At 61.9% G+C, this 15,637-nt stretch carries 11 protein-coding genes, 1 tRNA gene and 1 pseudogene; 5 read left to right on the top strand and 8 right to left on the bottom strand.

Going from position 1 to position 15,637, the window contains the following annotated elements; genetic code table 11:
* Positions 1 to 45: 45 nt before the first annotated feature.
* The gene (locus EFD56_RS05740; RefSeq protein WP_126904923.1) at positions 46 to 1,794 is read right to left on the bottom strand and encodes a cation:proton antiporter domain-containing protein; all 1,749 of its coding nucleotides are present in this window, start codon (positions 1,792 to 1,794) and stop codon (positions 46 to 48) included.
* A gap of 212 nt (positions 1,795 to 2,006) precedes the next feature.
* Here EFD56_RS05740 and EFD56_RS05735 point away from each other — a divergent pair, with 212 nt between their 5' ends.
* Together EFD56_RS05735 and EFD56_RS05730 are read left to right on the top strand one after the other, a co-directional pair.
* The gene (locus EFD56_RS05735; protein WP_064819107.1) at positions 2,007 to 2,291 is read left to right on the top strand and encodes a hypothetical protein; all 285 of its coding nucleotides are present in this window, start codon (positions 2,007 to 2,009) and stop codon (positions 2,289 to 2,291) included.
* Between the two features lie 166 nt (positions 2,292 to 2,457).
* Complete coding sequence (locus tag EFD56_RS05730) at positions 2,458 to 2,745, top strand: hypothetical protein (RefSeq protein WP_064819487.1); 288 nt, start codon at positions 2,458 to 2,460, stop codon at positions 2,743 to 2,745.
* A 118-nt stretch (positions 2,746 to 2,863) separates the two neighbouring features.
* Here EFD56_RS05730 and EFD56_RS05725 read toward each other — a convergent pair.
* Both EFD56_RS05725 and EFD56_RS05720 read right to left on the bottom strand, forming a co-directional pair.
* Positions 2,864 to 2,948, bottom strand: a tRNA-Leu gene (locus EFD56_RS05725).
* Positions 2,949 to 3,073: 125 nt separating this feature from the next.
* On the bottom strand, positions 3,074 to 4,369 hold the full coding sequence (locus EFD56_RS05720) for an MFS transporter (RefSeq protein WP_085743341.1): 1,296 nt from the start codon (positions 4,367 to 4,369) through the stop codon (positions 3,074 to 3,076).
* Positions 4,370 to 4,495: 126 nt separating this feature from the next.
* On the opposite strand from EFD56_RS05720, the gene EFD56_RS05715 reads away from it, so the two are divergent.
* Positions 4,496 to 5,080, top strand: a complete 585-nt coding sequence (locus EFD56_RS05715) for a TetR/AcrR family transcriptional regulator (RefSeq protein ID WP_126904922.1) — start codon at positions 4,496 to 4,498, stop codon at positions 5,078 to 5,080.
* A 2-nt stretch (positions 5,081 to 5,082) separates the two neighbouring features.
* Here the strand turns inward: EFD56_RS05715 and EFD56_RS05710 are convergent.
* Both EFD56_RS05710 and EFD56_RS05705 read right to left on the bottom strand, forming a co-directional pair.
* A pseudogene (locus tag EFD56_RS05710) lies at positions 5,083 to 5,879 on the bottom strand (class I SAM-dependent methyltransferase).
* Positions 5,880 to 6,044: 165 nt separating this feature from the next.
* Complete coding sequence (locus tag EFD56_RS05705) at positions 6,045 to 7,025, bottom strand: aldo/keto reductase (RefSeq protein ID WP_126904921.1); 981 nt, start codon at positions 7,023 to 7,025, stop codon at positions 6,045 to 6,047.
* A gap of 221 nt (positions 7,026 to 7,246) precedes the next feature.
* Here EFD56_RS05705 and EFD56_RS05700 point away from each other — a divergent pair, with 221 nt between their 5' ends.
* Entirely contained in the window at positions 7,247 to 8,878 is a 1,632-nt protein-coding gene (locus EFD56_RS05700; protein ID WP_126904920.1) for an AMP-binding protein, read from the top strand.
* Between the two features lie 4 nt (positions 8,879 to 8,882).
* Here EFD56_RS05700 and EFD56_RS05695 read toward each other — a convergent pair whose 3' ends face one another.
* The 3 genes from EFD56_RS05695 to secA all read right to left on the bottom strand — a co-directional run bounded on the left by EFD56_RS05695 (position 8,883) and on the right by secA (position 14,468).
* Positions 8,883 to 10,160: a GNAT family N-acetyltransferase gene (locus EFD56_RS05695; protein ID WP_012485371.1), complete on the bottom strand. Its 1,278-nt coding sequence runs from the start codon at positions 10,158 to 10,160 to the stop codon at positions 8,883 to 8,885.
* Positions 10,161 to 11,576 (bottom strand): lipopolysaccharide biosynthesis protein, encoded by a 1,416-nt coding sequence (locus tag EFD56_RS05690; RefSeq protein ID WP_085743338.1) that lies wholly within the window; start codon positions 11,574 to 11,576, stop codon positions 10,161 to 10,163. It lies immediately after the preceding gene.
* Between the two features lie 177 nt (positions 11,577 to 11,753).
* Positions 11,754 to 14,468: a preprotein translocase subunit SecA gene (gene secA / locus EFD56_RS05685; RefSeq protein ID WP_126904919.1), complete on the bottom strand. Its 2,715-nt coding sequence runs from the start codon at positions 14,466 to 14,468 to the stop codon at positions 11,754 to 11,756.
* Positions 14,469 to 14,714: 246 nt separating this feature from the next.
* Between secA and EFD56_RS05680 the strand changes: the two genes are divergently transcribed.
* Positions 14,715 to 15,596, top strand: coding sequence for a peptidylprolyl isomerase (locus EFD56_RS05680; protein WP_004671783.1), 882 nt, complete (start codon positions 14,715 to 14,717; stop codon positions 15,594 to 15,596).
* The last annotated feature ends 41 nt before the right edge of the window (positions 15,597 to 15,637 follow it).

The following is a 15,637-nucleotide window of genomic DNA, read 5'->3' as shown; positions in this document are numbered from 1 at the left end:
TTGCAGGTCGATTTGCCATGCGCCTGACCTAGGAATGTCTGCGCGTCAGGACAAATCCATCGACTTTTCCCATTGCTGACGCAGCACGTTCATCTCCGTGCGCTTCTGGGCCATTTCGCTGACGATCGCGCGCAGATTGGGATGGTGCGACATGAACATGTTGAAATCGCGCCGCTCGAGCACCTCGAACTGGCAGAAGTCGACGGCGATGACATCGGCGGTGCGCCGTCCGCCGCTCAGCAGCGCCATCTCGCCGAAGAAGGCGCCCGGCTCGAGGCGGATCGCGCCGCTGGCGAGCCGCACTTCGACGGCGCCCGAGGATATAAAATACATGCTGTCGCCGCGATCACCGCGGCGGATGACGCGTTCGCCCGGAGGGGCGGACTTTGCCTTGAAGAGCAGCAGAAGCTCTTCCTGCGCGTCCTCGCCGACCTGGGAGAACAGAGGGAAAGTTTCGATCAGCTGCTGCATCTTCAGCTGGTGCTGGCGTTCGCGCTCCTCGCCGAGCGCCCTGATCTTTTCCAGTTCCCTGCCGAGCGTCTTCTGCTTCTTTCTGCCGTAGTTTTCGAAGAGGAGGGGCCATTTCGAATGCATGTATTTCTTCAGGCCGTCGCTCGCGAAGATCACGATCGGGTTGAGCGTGATCGACAGGATCGCGGCGGCAAGGATCAGATCCTGGCCCTCATGCGGCAGAAGTCCGAGCGAGACGCCGAGGCCGGCGAGGATGAAGGAAAACTCGCCGATCTGAGCAAGGCCGCCGGCCAAGGTCAGGCCCATGCTGATCGGATAGCGCAGCAGCATGACGATCGCAAAGGTGATGATGGCCTTGCCGAGGATGATGAGTGCCAGGGCTCCGATCACGGCCAGCGGCTGGCGCACCAGGATCGAGGGGTCGAAAAGCATGCCGACGGAGACGAAGAACAGCACGGAGAAGGCGTTCTGCAACGGCAGCGAATCGGCGGCTGCTCTGTGGCTGAGCTGGGATTCACTCATGACGACGCCGGCGAAGAAGGCGCCTAATGCAAAGGAGACGCCGAAGATCGCCGCTGAGCCGAAGGCGATCCCCAGCGCGATCGCCAGCACGGTGAGCGTGAAGAGCTCGCGCGAGCCGGTGCGGGCGATCATCGTCAGCAGCCAGGGCACGATCCGTGGACCGAGGAAGATCGCCATGGCGGCGAAAGCCGCCACCTTCAACAAGGTCAGCCCGACCGCCAGAGCCAGCGGCAGTTCGCCGAGACCGTGATTGGTCGTATCGACAGCATGGCCGCCGAGCAGTTCTGCCAGCGCCGGCAGCAGCACCAGCGCCAGCACCATTGCCAAATCTTCGACGATCAGCCAGCCGACGGCGACGCGTCCGCTTGCCGCATTGACGAGATTGCGCTCCTCCAGCGCCTTCAGGAGCACGACGGTGCTGGCCACCGACAGGCTGAGGCCGAAGACGATACCGGCGCCAAGGCTCCAGCCCCAGAGCTTGCAAAGGCCGATGCCCAGCAGTGTGGCGAGGCAAATCCGTCCGATCGCACCCGGTACGGCGATGCCGCGCACGGCGAGCAGATCGGAGGCGGAAAAATGCAGGCCGACGCCGAACATCAGCAGGATGACGCCCATCTCCGCAAGCTGGCCGGCAAGCGCGGTGTCGGCGACGAAGCCCGGAGTGAAAGGCCCCATCATGATGCCGGCCACCAGATAGCCGACGAGCGGCGGCAGCCGGAGCCGGTCCGCGCTATAGCCGAGGACCGCCGCGAAAACAAAACTGACGGCGACCGTCGCGATGAGTCCTACTTCCTGATGCACGTCTGGCCTCGCCTGATGGTAACGGTCGCCACATTGGACGAAGCGTAAACAAAATTAAACAGTTGATTTGCGTTTTGAGCGCCTGGTCGGCGCTCCTGTCCGATCGGCAACAGATAATGTCGGCAAAGGATCGCCACGGTCGGCGCGCCACCGATGTTGGAACCAGTTTTAGCTTACGTCGTTGCCCCTTCATCACGAGAAGGAGAAACGATATGCGGAAAATCATCCTGAACTGTACTGTGGCGGCGCTTGCCGCCTGCTCATTTGCAGCCCCTGTTCTCGCAGACAGCGTCTATGTCAGAGAGCGCACCTATGATGATGACGGCTATCGCCAGGAGCGCGTCAGGCCCGGCATCACCATCAGCGAGCGCGGCGTGACCTTTGGTGTCCGCGAACGCGAGCACCGTCGCTATCGCCACGATGGCTGCGAAACCAGGAGCGTCACCCGCCAGACGGAGGACGGCGAGGTTACCAGGACTGTGCGGCGCTGTTACTGATGAAAATATCGGAGAAAAGCGAGGCCCGGTTCCTGCGTGAGCCGGGTTTTCACCTTTTCGTGGCGCTGATGTCGCAATGTGGTGGTGGAAAACCTCCGGCGATGTTATCAGCACGCCTTCGGTCGAAGCGCATTCCCAGCGCAAGGACCCGCACAGGATTTTTAGTATGATTGAGCTTACCCCGTCCCAGATCGCCGGACTCAAACTCGCCAGGGACGGAGATCTCTATCCTCAGCCGGCCAATAAATGGACGCATCAAAACGCGACCGTAACCTACGCAAAAAACGATCGGTGGAAAGAGCGGCCTCAGAAGGTGAAATCGGTCACGGCGAAGACGCTGGGTGAGTTGAAAGAGCCGGGCTTCCTCGAGCGACGCCATCTGGACGACGACGCATCAAAGGATGTCTACGGCATCACCATGGCAGGCAAGATGTGGCTGTTGAAGAATAAATAGTTTCAGTTGGATGCGGATTGTTCCGTATCGGGGATCGAGGCGCGGCGAGTTGAAACCAGTCCGCCTTCGTTCCTGCCGGAACTACGGCTCGCCGAGCCGAAGCTCAAAGAGCGGAGGCTGGTGCCCCATGCCGGGGTCGAACCAGCACTTCTTTCGAAACTCGATTTTGAGTCGAGCGCGTCTACCAATTCCGCCAATGGGGCAACGGATACCGACGAGGCGGGTGTCTAACATGTGTGCGCCCGCGCATGCAAGACGGATGAGCGAAGTTATCGCGGCAATCCGGTGGAGAGATCCGGCCTGTTTCGAGGCCAGATCCTCTTTGCGATCAATGGGCCGCGGCAGGGGCGGCACTCGGCAGGCCTGATTTCTTCAGCGTGATCGCCAGGATCGAGGCCAGCAGGCAGAAGGCGCCGGCGACGAAGAAGGCGGGCAGATAGCTCGACAGTTCCGTGCGCGAGAGGCCGGCGCCATAGGCGGCGGTGGCGGCGCCCAGCTGATGGCCGGCAAAGACCCAGCCGAAGACGAGGCCGGCCTTTTCTCGGCCGAAGCGGTCGGCGGCGATCTTGACGGTCGGCGGCACGGTGGCGATCCAGTCGAGGCCATAGAAAATGGCAAAGATCGAAAGCCCGTAGAAGCTGAAGTCGCTGAAGGGCAGATAGAGCAGCGAGAGGCCGCGCAGGCCGTAGTACCAGAACAGCAGCCAGCGATTGTCGAACCGGTCGGACAGCCAGCCGGAGCCGATGGTGCCGAAGAAATCGAAGATGCCCATGACGGCAAGCACGCTGGCGGCGGCCACCGGCACGATGCCGAAATCGCCGCAAAGGGTGACGAAATGGGTCTGGATCAGGCCGTTGGTGCTGAGGCCGCAGATGAAGAAGGTGGCAAACAGGATCCAGAAGGTCGAGGTCGCCGAAATCTCGCGCAGCGTGGTGATCGGCGTCATCAGGGCAGCGCCGAGCGTCGGCCTGGCCGGTGCCGGCGTCACATGTGCCTCACCCAAAGAGGGCAAGTTGACGTCAGCCGGCCGGTCGCGCATGAAGGCGAGAACGGCAAGGGCGGCGACCATGATCATGGCGCAGACGAAAAACACCGTCGAGCGCCAGCCGTAACGCTCTGTCAGCTCCGCCATCAGCGGCAGAAAGACAAGCTGGCCGGTGGCCGAGCTTGCCGAAAGCATGCCGACGACGAGACCGCGATGCCTGGTGAACCAGCGCGTCGACACCGTCGCGGCGAGCACCATGGCCGTCAATCCGGTGCCGAAGCCGACGACGATGCCCCAGAGCAGCAGGAGCTGCCACAACGTCGTCATGAACAGCGAGCCGACGAAGCCTATGCCGATCAGCGTCAATGCAAAGACGATGACCTTGCGCACGCCGAAATAATTCATGAAGGCGGCGGCAAACGGCCCCATGAAGCCGAACAGGATCAGGCGGATCGCGAGTGCGGAGGAAATCTGCGACGTTTCCCAACCGAATTCGTCCTGCAGCGGCTTAATCAGCACGCCGGGGGCGCCCATGGCGCCCGCCGTCACCAGCATGGTGAGGAAGGTGGCGGCAACGACGACCCAACCGTAATGAATGTTGCGCCGGGCAAGGGTTGAGGCAAGGGCGGTGGAAACCATGAGCGAGATTCCGTTTCGGATTTTCGGGGAAAATACTGGACCGATTTACATGATGGTCATCATATTTCTTGCGTATTGATGATGGACATCATATAATTTGTCAAGCCACTATTTCCGGAGACGATGATGCGGGTCAGCCGCGAGAAATTTGCCGAAAACCGTGAGAAGATTCTGAGTGTAGCCGGCGTGCTTTTCCGGGAAAACGGTTTTGACGGCGTTGGCGTTGCCGACATCATGAAGGCGGCAGGGCTGACGCATGGCGGCTTTTACGGACACTTCGGCTCCAAGGACGAACTGGCGCTTGAGGTCAGCCGCAGGCTGATCGATCGGGTGGAAGAGCGCTGGAAGGAGCATATTGCCAGCTCGCCGGACCGGCCGCTCGAAACGCTTCTCGACCATTATATCCACTGGCGCACGGTTGATGATCCTGGCGGTAGCTGCGTCTTCGCGACGCTGATCCAGGAGGTGAGCCGCAGCCGCGGCGCGGTTCGCGCCGTCTTCAGCGATGGGTTGTCCGTGCTGGTTGACACGCTAGCCGAGATTGTTCCCGGCGACAGCGAAGAGGAACGCCGCGCCAATGCCGCGACGACGCTTTCATCGATGATGGGCGCCGTCATTCTCGCCCGCGCCGTCGAGGACAGGGCCGTCGCCGAGCAGTTTTTGGTGACGATGCGCCGACAACTCGATCCCAAACCCGGCAATCAGAAATAGGCTCAGTCGCGGAAGGCGATGAGGGCGTTACTCTCGACGATCTCGGTGAATTTTCCATCCGGTGAAAGAGCGGCCAATTCGTTTCGCAGCGTCTGCTCGAATTGCATCGTCCTGCCGCCGAGCGCCTGCGGCGACGTGACGGACATGGAGAAGGCGCGGCCGACGATCTCATCGGCATCGATGGTCCGCTCGACGACAATGCCGATGCGTTCCAGGTTGCGGAATGCCGAGCGCAGCAGAAATTCCTCGTGCTTTCCAAAGTCAGGCCCGCGGCGGAACTGCCGCTCGCTACGCATCTCTTCCGGCGACAGGTGTTCGGATACGCTGTCCACGGCCTCGCGCCAGGCCGGCGAGGCGGAGATGTGCCGGTCGCCGAAAAGAACGACAGTTCCTTCCGGCTCAGTCAGCTTGTCCAGCATCGCCAGTGTCGCGGCGCGATCCATCCAGTGGAACGAGCGGCCCATTGCGTCATCTTGAGCGGCCCGAAGGCGGGGCCGAGATCATACGAAGAGCCGAGAATGAATTCGGCGCGGATACCGGCCGCCGCCGCTCCCTCGCGGGCCGCATCCAGCATTTCCGGCTCCGGGTCGAGGCCGGTGACATCGGCGCCGGCAAGGTGGGCGAAGGCGATGCCGATCTGGCCCGGCCCGCAGCCGAGGTCGAGCAGACGGTCGCCGGGGCGAAGGCCGATTCGGCCGGCCACCCGTTCGATCAGTGCGTCGGGATAGGGAACGCGGAAACGGCTGTAATACGCGGCGGTGCTGCGGAAGCGGCGGGGCTCGAAAGGAACGGTGGTCATGGCAAACTATTCCTCAATGTTCCGGCAATCGCTAGGGCCGAACTAGGACTGTCTTGTGATGCCGGACGGCCTGCCGATGCAACGGTGCTGCGACAATTTTGCTCCCTCGCCGCGCGAACGGGAGGGATCTGTTCTGGCGATTGAAGGCCGAAAGCGGGCTGGTGGTTATTTGAAGCCGGCGACGGCATGCGGGATATAGGGTGCTTCCAGTAAGGCGATTTCCTCGGCAGTGAGCCTGACCGTGAGCGAAGCGACAGCGTCCGCCAGGTGGTTCGGTTTGGACGCGCCGATGATCGGTGCGGTCACGACGCTCTTCTGCAGAATCCAGGCGGTGGCGACCTGGGCGCGGGAAATGCCGCGGGCTCTGGCGATGTCGGCTACGGCCTCGACTATTCTGCGGTCGGCATCGATCGATTGGGTGTAGAGCGTCTTGCCGAATTCGTCGGTCTCGCTGCGCGGCGTCGTCTCGTCCCAGTCGCGGGTGAGGCGGCCGCGGGCCAGCGGACTCCAGGGGATGACGGCGATCTTCTGGTCTTCGCAGAGCGGCAGCATCTCGCGCTCTTCCTCGCGGTAGAGCAGATTCAAGTGATTCTGCATGCTGACGAATTCCGTCCAGCCGTTCAGACGGGAGACGTAGAGCGCCTTGGCGAACTGCCAAGCATACATGGATGAGGCGCCGATATAACGCGCCTTGCCTGATTTGACGACGTCGTGCAGCGCTTCCAGCGTTTCCTCGATCGGCGTCGTATAGTCGAAGCGATGGATCTGGTAGAGATCGACGTAATCCGTGCCCAGGCGGCGCAGGCTGTTGTCGATCTCATCGAAGATCGCCTTGCGCGACAGGCCGGCGCCGTTCGGGCCCGGCCGCATGCGGTTGAACACCTTGGTCGCCAGCACGATGTCCTCGCGCTTGGCGAAATCCCGGATGGCGCGGCCGACGATCTCCTCCGAAGAACCGTTGGAATAGGTGTTGGCCGTGTCGAGGAAATTGATGCCGAAGTCGATCGCCTGCTTGATCATTGCCCGGCTTTCCTCTTCCCGCAGGCTCCAGGCATGGTTGCCGCGGCCAGGATCGCCGAAGGTCATGCAGCCCAGGCAGATTTTCGACACTTCGAGACCGGTCTTTCCGAATTTTGCGTATTCCATGAAACGACTCCGTGATGAATCTGACGGTGCTCCCCAGCGGCTTTCCATCATCTAGTGCGGAGCAGGCGAAGGCGCAGGGAGCGCGACGAAGAATTTGTGCTGCATATGCACAATCATCGGTGACCACCTTGAAGCCGCGTTCCGCGCCATTTCGCGCTCCTGCTTGCACATCGGTGCCGCAAGGTGTTAGCTGCTGCAGCATTTTTTACCGGAATCCGACGATGCAATTGCCCTCTCACGATCGCTATGACGATCTCTATCGTGATTTCTCCTGGCGGATTCCGGAGGATTTCAATATCGGCCGCGCCGTCAGCGACGATTGGGCAGCCCGGGCGCCGGAGCGCGTCTGCCTCGAGCATTTCAGCCCCGACGGCCGTCATCGCTCGATGACCTACCGCACGCTCGCCGACCGTTCCTCGGCCTTCGCCAATGCGCTGGTTTCGCTCGGGATCGGACGCGGCGATCGTGTCGCGCTGCTCTTGCCGCAGTGCTTCGAGACGGTAATCGCGCATGTGGCGATCTACAAGGCCGGCGCGGTTGCGCTGCCGCTGGCGCTGCTCTTCGGCGTCGAGGCGCTGGAATACCGGCTGAAGGCGGCAGGGGCCGCGGCCGTCCTCACCAATGGTTTCGGTCTTGATCGCATCCGGCAGATCCGTGACCGCCTGCCGGTGCTGAAACATGTGGTCAGCATCGACGGGGCAAATGACGAGGCGCTGGGATTTGCCGAGCTGGTGGATGCTCACCCTTCGGTCTTCGATGTCGCCGAGACCGGTCCGAACGATCCGGCGCTGATGATCTTTACCTCGGGCACGACAGGGCCGCCGAAGGGCGCGCTGCATGGCCACCGTGTTCTGCCCGGGCATATTCCCGGCATGCAGTTCGCCCATGAGGGCTTTCCGCGTGCCGGCGATAAGGTCTGGACGCCGTCCGACTGGGCCTGGGCCGGCGGCCTGCTCAACGCGCTGCTGCCGAGCCTTCTGCTCGGCGTTCCCGTCGTCTCCTCGCCGGCGCAGAAATTCGATGCTGACATGGCCTACCGGATCATGGCGGAGATGAAGGTGCGCAATGCCTTCATTCCACCGACGGCGTTGAGGCTGATGCGCTCGGTTTCCGATCCGCGTTCGAAATATGATCTCGTGCTGCGCACGATCGGCTCTGCCGGGGAGGCGCTCGGCCGCGAGACCTATGAATGGGCGCGGCGCACGCTCGGCATCACCGTCAATGAATTCTACGGCCAGACGGAATGCAATTTCGTGCTCTCATCGAGTGCTGCCTATGGCGTGACCAGGGCCGGTGCCATCGGCAGGGCGGTACCGGGACACCGTGTCGCGATCGTCGGTGAAGCGGGGGATGAGCTGGCGGCCGGCGAGCCGGGCCAGATCGCCATCGCCAGTCCCGATCCCGTCATGTTCCTTGGCTATTGGAACGATGAGGCGGCGACCGAGAAAAAATTCGTCAAGGGCTGGCTGCTTACCGGCGATATCGGCCGCCAGAATGAAGAGGGCTACGTCACCTTCGAAGGCCGCGACGACGACGTCATCACCTCTTCGGGATATCGCATCGGCCCGGCCGAAATCGAGGACTGCCTGATCGGCCATCCCGCCGTGCAGCTTGCCGCTGCCGTCGGCAAGCCCGATGCCGTGCGGACGGAGATCGTCAAGGCCTATATCGTGCTGGCACCGGGCCATTCGCCGAGCGAGGCGCTGGCCGCCGACATCAGGGAATGGGTGAAGATGCGGCTTTCGATGCACGAATATCCGCGCGAGGTGGAATTCGTCGAGTCACTGCCGCTGACGACCACGGGCAAGGTGATCCGCCGGCTGCTGCGGGAAAAGGCGGCAGCCGAAGGCTGAGGCGTCAACTCCGGCTGGCGAGCGACATGATCTTCTCGCGCAGCATTTTCGCCATGTTGCGCGTGCTGCGGTACATGTGCAGCTGGGCGGCGACCTGGCGCATGTCGCGGTCGCCGTTCTGCGTCAGGCCGATCACCAATGTTCCCATCTCCTCGCGCTCCTGCCAGAAGCGGCTCATGATCGGGTGGTCGGAGACGGCGCAGGAATCGGAGCGGACGATATTGGCGTCGTCGAGATGCCATTCGGTGAGTTCGCTCATCAAAAGCTTGCCCGGAGAATAGCGGGCATAGTTTTCGTCATAGGCCGTCTTCCAGGTATAGGCCTCGCCGCCCATCATCAGCACCACGACGGCGGCGATCGCCTTGCCGTTGAGGTCGATCGAATGAATCCGCACCGCGTCGACGGCGGCAAGGTTCGAGACGGCCTCGCGGGCGAAGGCGGTATGATAGCGGTCGGTGACAAGGGCGCTTCGCCGTTTGCCTTTCCAGCCGCCGGCTTCCATCGCCAGGAATTCCTCGAAACGGACGTGGATTTCACGCGGCTGGCGGGCGACGGCATAGACCGCCGTTCCGAGTTCTTCCAGCTGACGCCACTGGCGGCGCATCTCGCGCATGTGTGATGAGGAGATGGTTTTGCCGAGATAGGCCGGCGCCTCGTCCTCGCTCTGCAGCATCGGGCGCAGATAGGGATTGGTCACGGTGAGCGGCAGATTGCGGCCGAGCGCGACAGCCTTGAGCATGCGCACAAAAATTCCGTTCAATCTCAGATCCGGCAGGACCAGGGTGCCCGGCAGGTTGAGATCACGGACGGTAAGCGCTTCGAAGAGATTGTCGAGGGTTTCGGCCGCGTCCTCGCTGTCGACGAGCGGCGTGCCGAGCGGGCCGAAGCTGTTCGACCAGCCGCGGATGATCGAGGGACCGACGGCAAAACCCGGTTTATCGACCGAAAACGGCAGGAGGAAGCGCATGCGGCTGCGGCCGGCATTGTGGTCGCGGATCAGGGCGAAATTCACCTGCCTGTCTTCGAGCCGCGGCATGGCGGGCGCTAGGAAGCGGCCGGAGAAGAAGACGTTCGGCTCCATCGCCCGGTTGGAGAGGAAGTCTAGCTCATCCTGAAGCTCGTAGCCGAGCTTGCCGGGATAGAGGCAAAGTTCGCGTCCGGGTCGGCCGATCTCCGTACGGGCCTCGGCCTGCGGTGCCTCGAAATGCAGCGACGCGAGATCATGGATCATGCGGTTGGTGATGCTGTCGGTGCTTTCGGTGACGGGGGGCGGACGCACCATCTATCGAACTCTCATTTCTGGGGTTGCGGCGGCGGGGCTGGCGAAGGCGAAGAGAACGATGCCGAGCGTGCGGCGCACGGCGATATGCAGAAGCACAGCCTCGACCGCCATGGCCGAGGCTGTGGCAATCGCGGTGCCTTCGATGCCGTAATGCGGAATCAAAGCGAGGTTGAGACCGATATTGGCGGCCAATGCACCGGCATAAAGCGCGACGCAGAGATTCTGCTTGCCGGCCATCATCAGCAGCGTCTCGGCCGGACCGACCAGCGACTTGGCGAGAATGCCGGCAAGCAGGATCGCCATGACCAGATAACCCGACGTAAAGGCGCCGCCGAACAGCGACAGCAGCAAGTGACCGGCCGCGAGAACGGCAAGACCGACGCCGAGCGCTGGCCAGAAGGTCCAGCGGGCGGCGTCAGCTGCGGCATTCGCCAACTGCGCATGGTCGCCTTGAGCGATGATCGAGGAAAAGCGCGGGCCGGCGGCGGCTTTGACGGAGAAATTGATGAAATGCACCAGCGCCATGGTCTTGGCGGCGGCGAAATAAATGGCGACGTCGTGTGGTTCGAGGAAAATGCCGACGACGATGACATCGGAATTGGTCAGCAGGAAGCTGACGCCCTCGATCAGGAAGATCGGAAAGGCGACGCTGAGCCAGGCGAGGAAATCGACCTTGCGCGGGCCGTCGTCATAATGCCGGCGAAGGCGGTAAAGCGTCGCGCTATATTGGCCGAGGGCCGTGACGAAGGTGGCCACGAGCGCCGCCTGCATGGCGGTGACGGCGGTATGCTCCGCGCCGCTCGCAATCGCAATCAGCATGCAGCCGATGATGAGGATCGGCCGGATAATATAGACCGGGCCCAGCGCCATCACCGGCCAGTGGTTCGCTCGCGAGGTGCCTTCCAGAATATCGCCCAGCGCGATCATCGGCATGGCAAACAGGCCGAGGAAGATCGGGACGAGATAATAGGGCTCGATCATATCCCCGAATAAATGCAGCCCGAGCATGCCGGCGGCAAGCATCGCCGTGCCGGACAGTAGCGCGAAGATGCGCGCCGTACCCGTCAGGCCGCGGATTTCCTCGAAGGCGCCCGCCGCCTTGTACTGCGGCAGAAAGCGGATGATCGCGGTGTGGAAGCCAAGGCAGGAGAGGTCGCCGAAGACGACGACCAGCACCCAGACGAAAACGAAGATGCCATATTCATATTCGCCCATCAGCCGTGCGAGCACGATCTGGGAGACGAAGGCGAGTGCGGCACTGAGGATGCGGATCGAAAAGGCCGTCAGCGCCATACGCTGAGCGGCGGCCTTCTCGCCGCCTTCTGTCAGCACGGCCGCGAGCATGCGCAGCGTACGGCCGCCGATCGGGCGCAGGCCCGCCGGCAGCATCTTCTCCGCTGTTTCTATGACCGCCATGATGAACACGCAAAACTCTGAGGTCAGGCAAATCGTCCCCGAAGTCTTGACAGAGCAGGGTTAAGAAACGGTTCCGGAACGGCCCTGGCCGCGGGCCTGGAATTGCAGCTGCCCGGCGTTGCCGCAGAAAAGAAAATGCCGCCCGAAGGCGGCATTTTCAGAGTTGTCGTATTGGCCTCAGACCTGTTCGAAGGCCCCGTGGCAGTGCTTGTATTTCTTGCCTGAGCCGCAGGGGCAGGCCTCGTTGCGGCCGACCTTGCCCCAGGTCGTGGGATCCTCGGGATTGCGGTTCTCGGGCGCGACGATCACCTCGGAGGCCTGGTAGATCGGAGCGAAATCGTCCTCACCCGTCATCGGATCGAGGTGATGGGCCTGCATCAGCGGCGGTTCTGGTTCGGCCGGCGCCTGCTGCACCAGTTCGACGCGCATCAGCTGGGCGGTGACGGCCTCGCGCAGATTGTTAAGGAGGCCGGTGAAGAGTTCGAAAGCTTCAGACTTGTATTCCTGCAACGGATCGCGCTGAGCGTAGCCGCGGAAGCCGATGACCGAGCGCAGGTGATCGAGGTTGACGATATGCTCGCGCCAGAGATGATCGAGTGTCTGCATGACGATCGAGCGCTCGACATAATGCATGATGTCGTCGCCGAAACGCTCGGCCTTCTCAGTAAAGGCGGCATTGGCGGCTTCCGTCAGGCGCTCGCGAATATCGTCCTCGCCGATGCCTTCCTCCTTGAACCAATCCTCGATCGGCAGATCGAGATTCAGGATATTTGTGACGCCGGTCTTTAGGCCGACGGCATCCCACTGTTCGGCATAGGCGCGTTCGGGGATATGCTTTTCTACCAGATCCTCGATCACCTCTCGGCGCATGTCGGAGACGGTCTCGGAAATATTGGTCGATTCCATCAGTTCGAGACGCTGCTCGAAGATCACCTTGCGCTGATCGTTGAGAACGTCGTCATACTTCAGCAGGTTCTTGCGGATATCGAAGTTGCGGGCTTCGACCTTCTTCTGCGCACGCTCCAGCGCCTTGTTGATCCAGGGATGGACGATCGCCTCGCCCTCCTTGAGGCCGAGCTTGGTCAGCATGCTGTCCATGCGGTCGGAGCCGAAGATGCGCATCAGGTCGTCCTGAAGCGAAAGGTAGAATTTCGAACGGCCGGGGTCGCCCTGGCGGCCCGAGCGGCCGCGCAGCTGGTTGTCGATGCGGCGGCTTTCATGGCGTTCGGTGGCGATGACATAGAGGCCGCCGGCGGCGAGCGCCTTCTGCTTGAGTTCCTTGATCTCTTCGACGATCGCCTGGATCCGGGCATCACGCTCCGGACCGGCTTCGATCTCGCCGAGCTCGCGCTCGATGCGCATCTCCAGGTTGCCGCCGAGCTGGATGTCGGTGCCGCGGCCAGCCATGTTTGTGGCGATCGTGACGGCGCCCGGCACGCCGGCCTGGGCGACGATATAGGCTTCCTGCTCGTGGTATCGGGCGTTCAGCACCTGGAAGTCGGTGAAGCCCTGCTTGCGCATGCGGTCGGCAAGGAGTTCCGACTTCTCGATCGAGGTCGTGCCGACGAGCACCGGCTGGCCGCGTTTGTGGGCGTCGAGGATTTCCTCGATGATCGCCTTGAACTTCTCGTCGAAGGTCCGGTAGACCTCGTCGTCCTCGTCGATGCGCTTGATCGGCAGGTTGGTCGGAACCTCGATGACGTCGAGATTGTAGATATTGCCGAATTCTTCCGCTTCCGTCTGCGCCGTGCCGGTCATGCCGGCGAGCTTGTCGTACATGCGGAAATAATTCTGGAAGGTGATCGAAGCCAGCGTCTGGTTTTCCGGCTGGATCTGCACCTTTTCCTTGGCTTCGAGCGCCTGGTGCTGGCCTTCCGAATAACGCCGGCCCGGCATCATGCGGCCGGTGAACTCGTCGATGATGACGACTTCGTCGTTGCGGACGATATAGTCCTTGTCGCGCTGGAAGAGCTTGTGGGCCTTCAGCGCATTGTTGATGTGGTGGACGATCGCGACGTTCTCGATGTCGTAGAGCGCGTTGCCCTTCAGGAGGCCGGCCTGGCGCAGCAGGTTTTCCAGCTTCTCGGTGCCTTCTTCGGAGAAGTTGGCGGAGCGCTGCTTCTCGTCGATTTCGTAATCGCTGGGGACGAGCAGCGGAATGAAGGCGTCGATCGTATTGTAGAGTTCGGAGCGGTCGTCGAGCGGGCCGGAAATGATCAGCGGCGTGCGCGCCTCGTCGACGAGGATCGAGTCCACTTCGTCGACGATCGCGAAATTATGGCCGCGCTGAACCATCTGGTTCTTCTCGTACTTCATATTATCGCGCAGATAATCGAAGCCGAGTTCGTTATTGGTGGCGTAGGTGATGTCGCAGGCATAGGCGGCGCGGCGCTCCTCGTCGGAGAGGCCGTGGACGATGACGCCCGTGGTCATGCCGAGGAAGCCGTAGACGCGGCCCATGGTGGCGGCGTCGCGCTGGGCGAGATAATCGTTGACGGTGACGACGTGCACGCCCTTGCCGGAAAGCGCGTTCAGATAGACAGGCAGGGTGGCGACCAGGGTCTTGCCTTCGCCGGTCTTCATCTCGGCGATCGCATTCGAGTGCAGGATCATGCCGCCGATCAGCTGTACGTCAAAAGGTCGCAGGCCGAGAACGCGGCGCGAAGCCTCGCGCACGACGGCAAAGGCGGGAATCAGGATGTCGTCGAGCGTCTTGCCTTCGGCGAGAAGTGCGCGGAACTCCGCGGTCTTTGCCGCGAGCTGCTCGTCCGTCAGGGCCTTCGTCTTCTCTTCGATGGAGTTGATCGCGGTGACGTTCGGCTGGAAGGACCGCACGCGGCGATCATTGGACGACCCAAATAACTTGCGGGCTATACCGCCAAAGCTGACCATGTGACTGGTCCTTTCTCAATATTCATCCGCGACGTTTCTTGTCCGCGGCCCAGCCGAAAATCAGGCGCACGCCTTGAAACGCCCGGAAACTGTTCTGGACGCGAGGTTGCGTGACAGATAAGAGGGGGGTCGAATGATGTCAACGGATTTGGCGGATACAGAAAGGCCACAATCCGGTGTTGATGGCTATTTTGAGCTGGAATAGGCGATGCTGACGCCGGCGATGTAACTGTGAAGGGTTATTTGATGTTGAGCACCAATAAATTCGCCCTGCTGGCGTTTGCGACCTTCGTTGCATTCCAGGCTCCGGCCCATGCAGAGGACGCCGTCGTCGCCAAGGTCGGCAATCTGGAAATCCACCAGTCGGAACTCGATCTTGCCGTCGCCAATCTCGATCCGCAGCTGGCGCAGCTGCCCGACGACCAGAAGAAGGTCGCAGCCCTGTCCGCCGCCATCGACGTGAAGCTGCTTGCCGCCGACGCCATCGCCGAGAAGCTCGACCAGACCGACGAATTCAAGAAGCGCATGCAGTATCTTTCCGATCGCGAGCTGCACAACGCCTATTTCAAGAAGCATGTCGTCGACACCGTGACGCCTGACGAGGTCAAGGCGCGCTACGACAAGGAAGTCGCAGCCCTGCCGAAGCAGGAGGAAGTCCACGCGCGCCATATCCTCGTCAAGACCGAGGACGAAGCCAAGGAAATCATCAAGCAGCTCGACGCCGGCAAGGATTTCGCCGAACTCGCCAAGGAAAAATCCACCGATCCGAACAAGTCGGAAGGCGGCGATCTCGGCTATTTCTCACGCGGCCGCATGGTCAAGGAATTCGAGGACGCAGCCTTCGCGCTCGAGAAGGGCGCCTATTCCAAGACCCCTGTGAAGACCGACTTCGGCTATCATGTCATCAAGGTCGAGGACAAGCGCGACGCTCCGCCGCCGCCTTTCGATCAGGTGCAGGATCAGGTTCGTCAGCTCGTCATGCGCGACAAGTATCTTGCACTCCTCAACCAGGCCAAGACGTCCGCCAAGATCGAGATCTCGGACGAGACACTGCGCAAGGGTTATGATCAGGCCAACAAGCAGCCGGAACCGGGCAGCGAGCCCGCCCAGCCGGCGCCGCAGCAGTAATATTCGCATCGGGCCCGGTTCTTCCGGGCCCTTCATTATCT

It is taken from the genome of Rhizobium phaseoli (assembly GCF_003985125.1).
GTDB lineage: Bacteria > Pseudomonadota > Alphaproteobacteria > Rhizobiales > Rhizobiaceae > Rhizobium > Rhizobium phaseoli.
The sequence above is the reverse complement of the archived record's forward strand: the minus strand, read 5'-3'. Positions and strand labels throughout refer to the sequence as shown.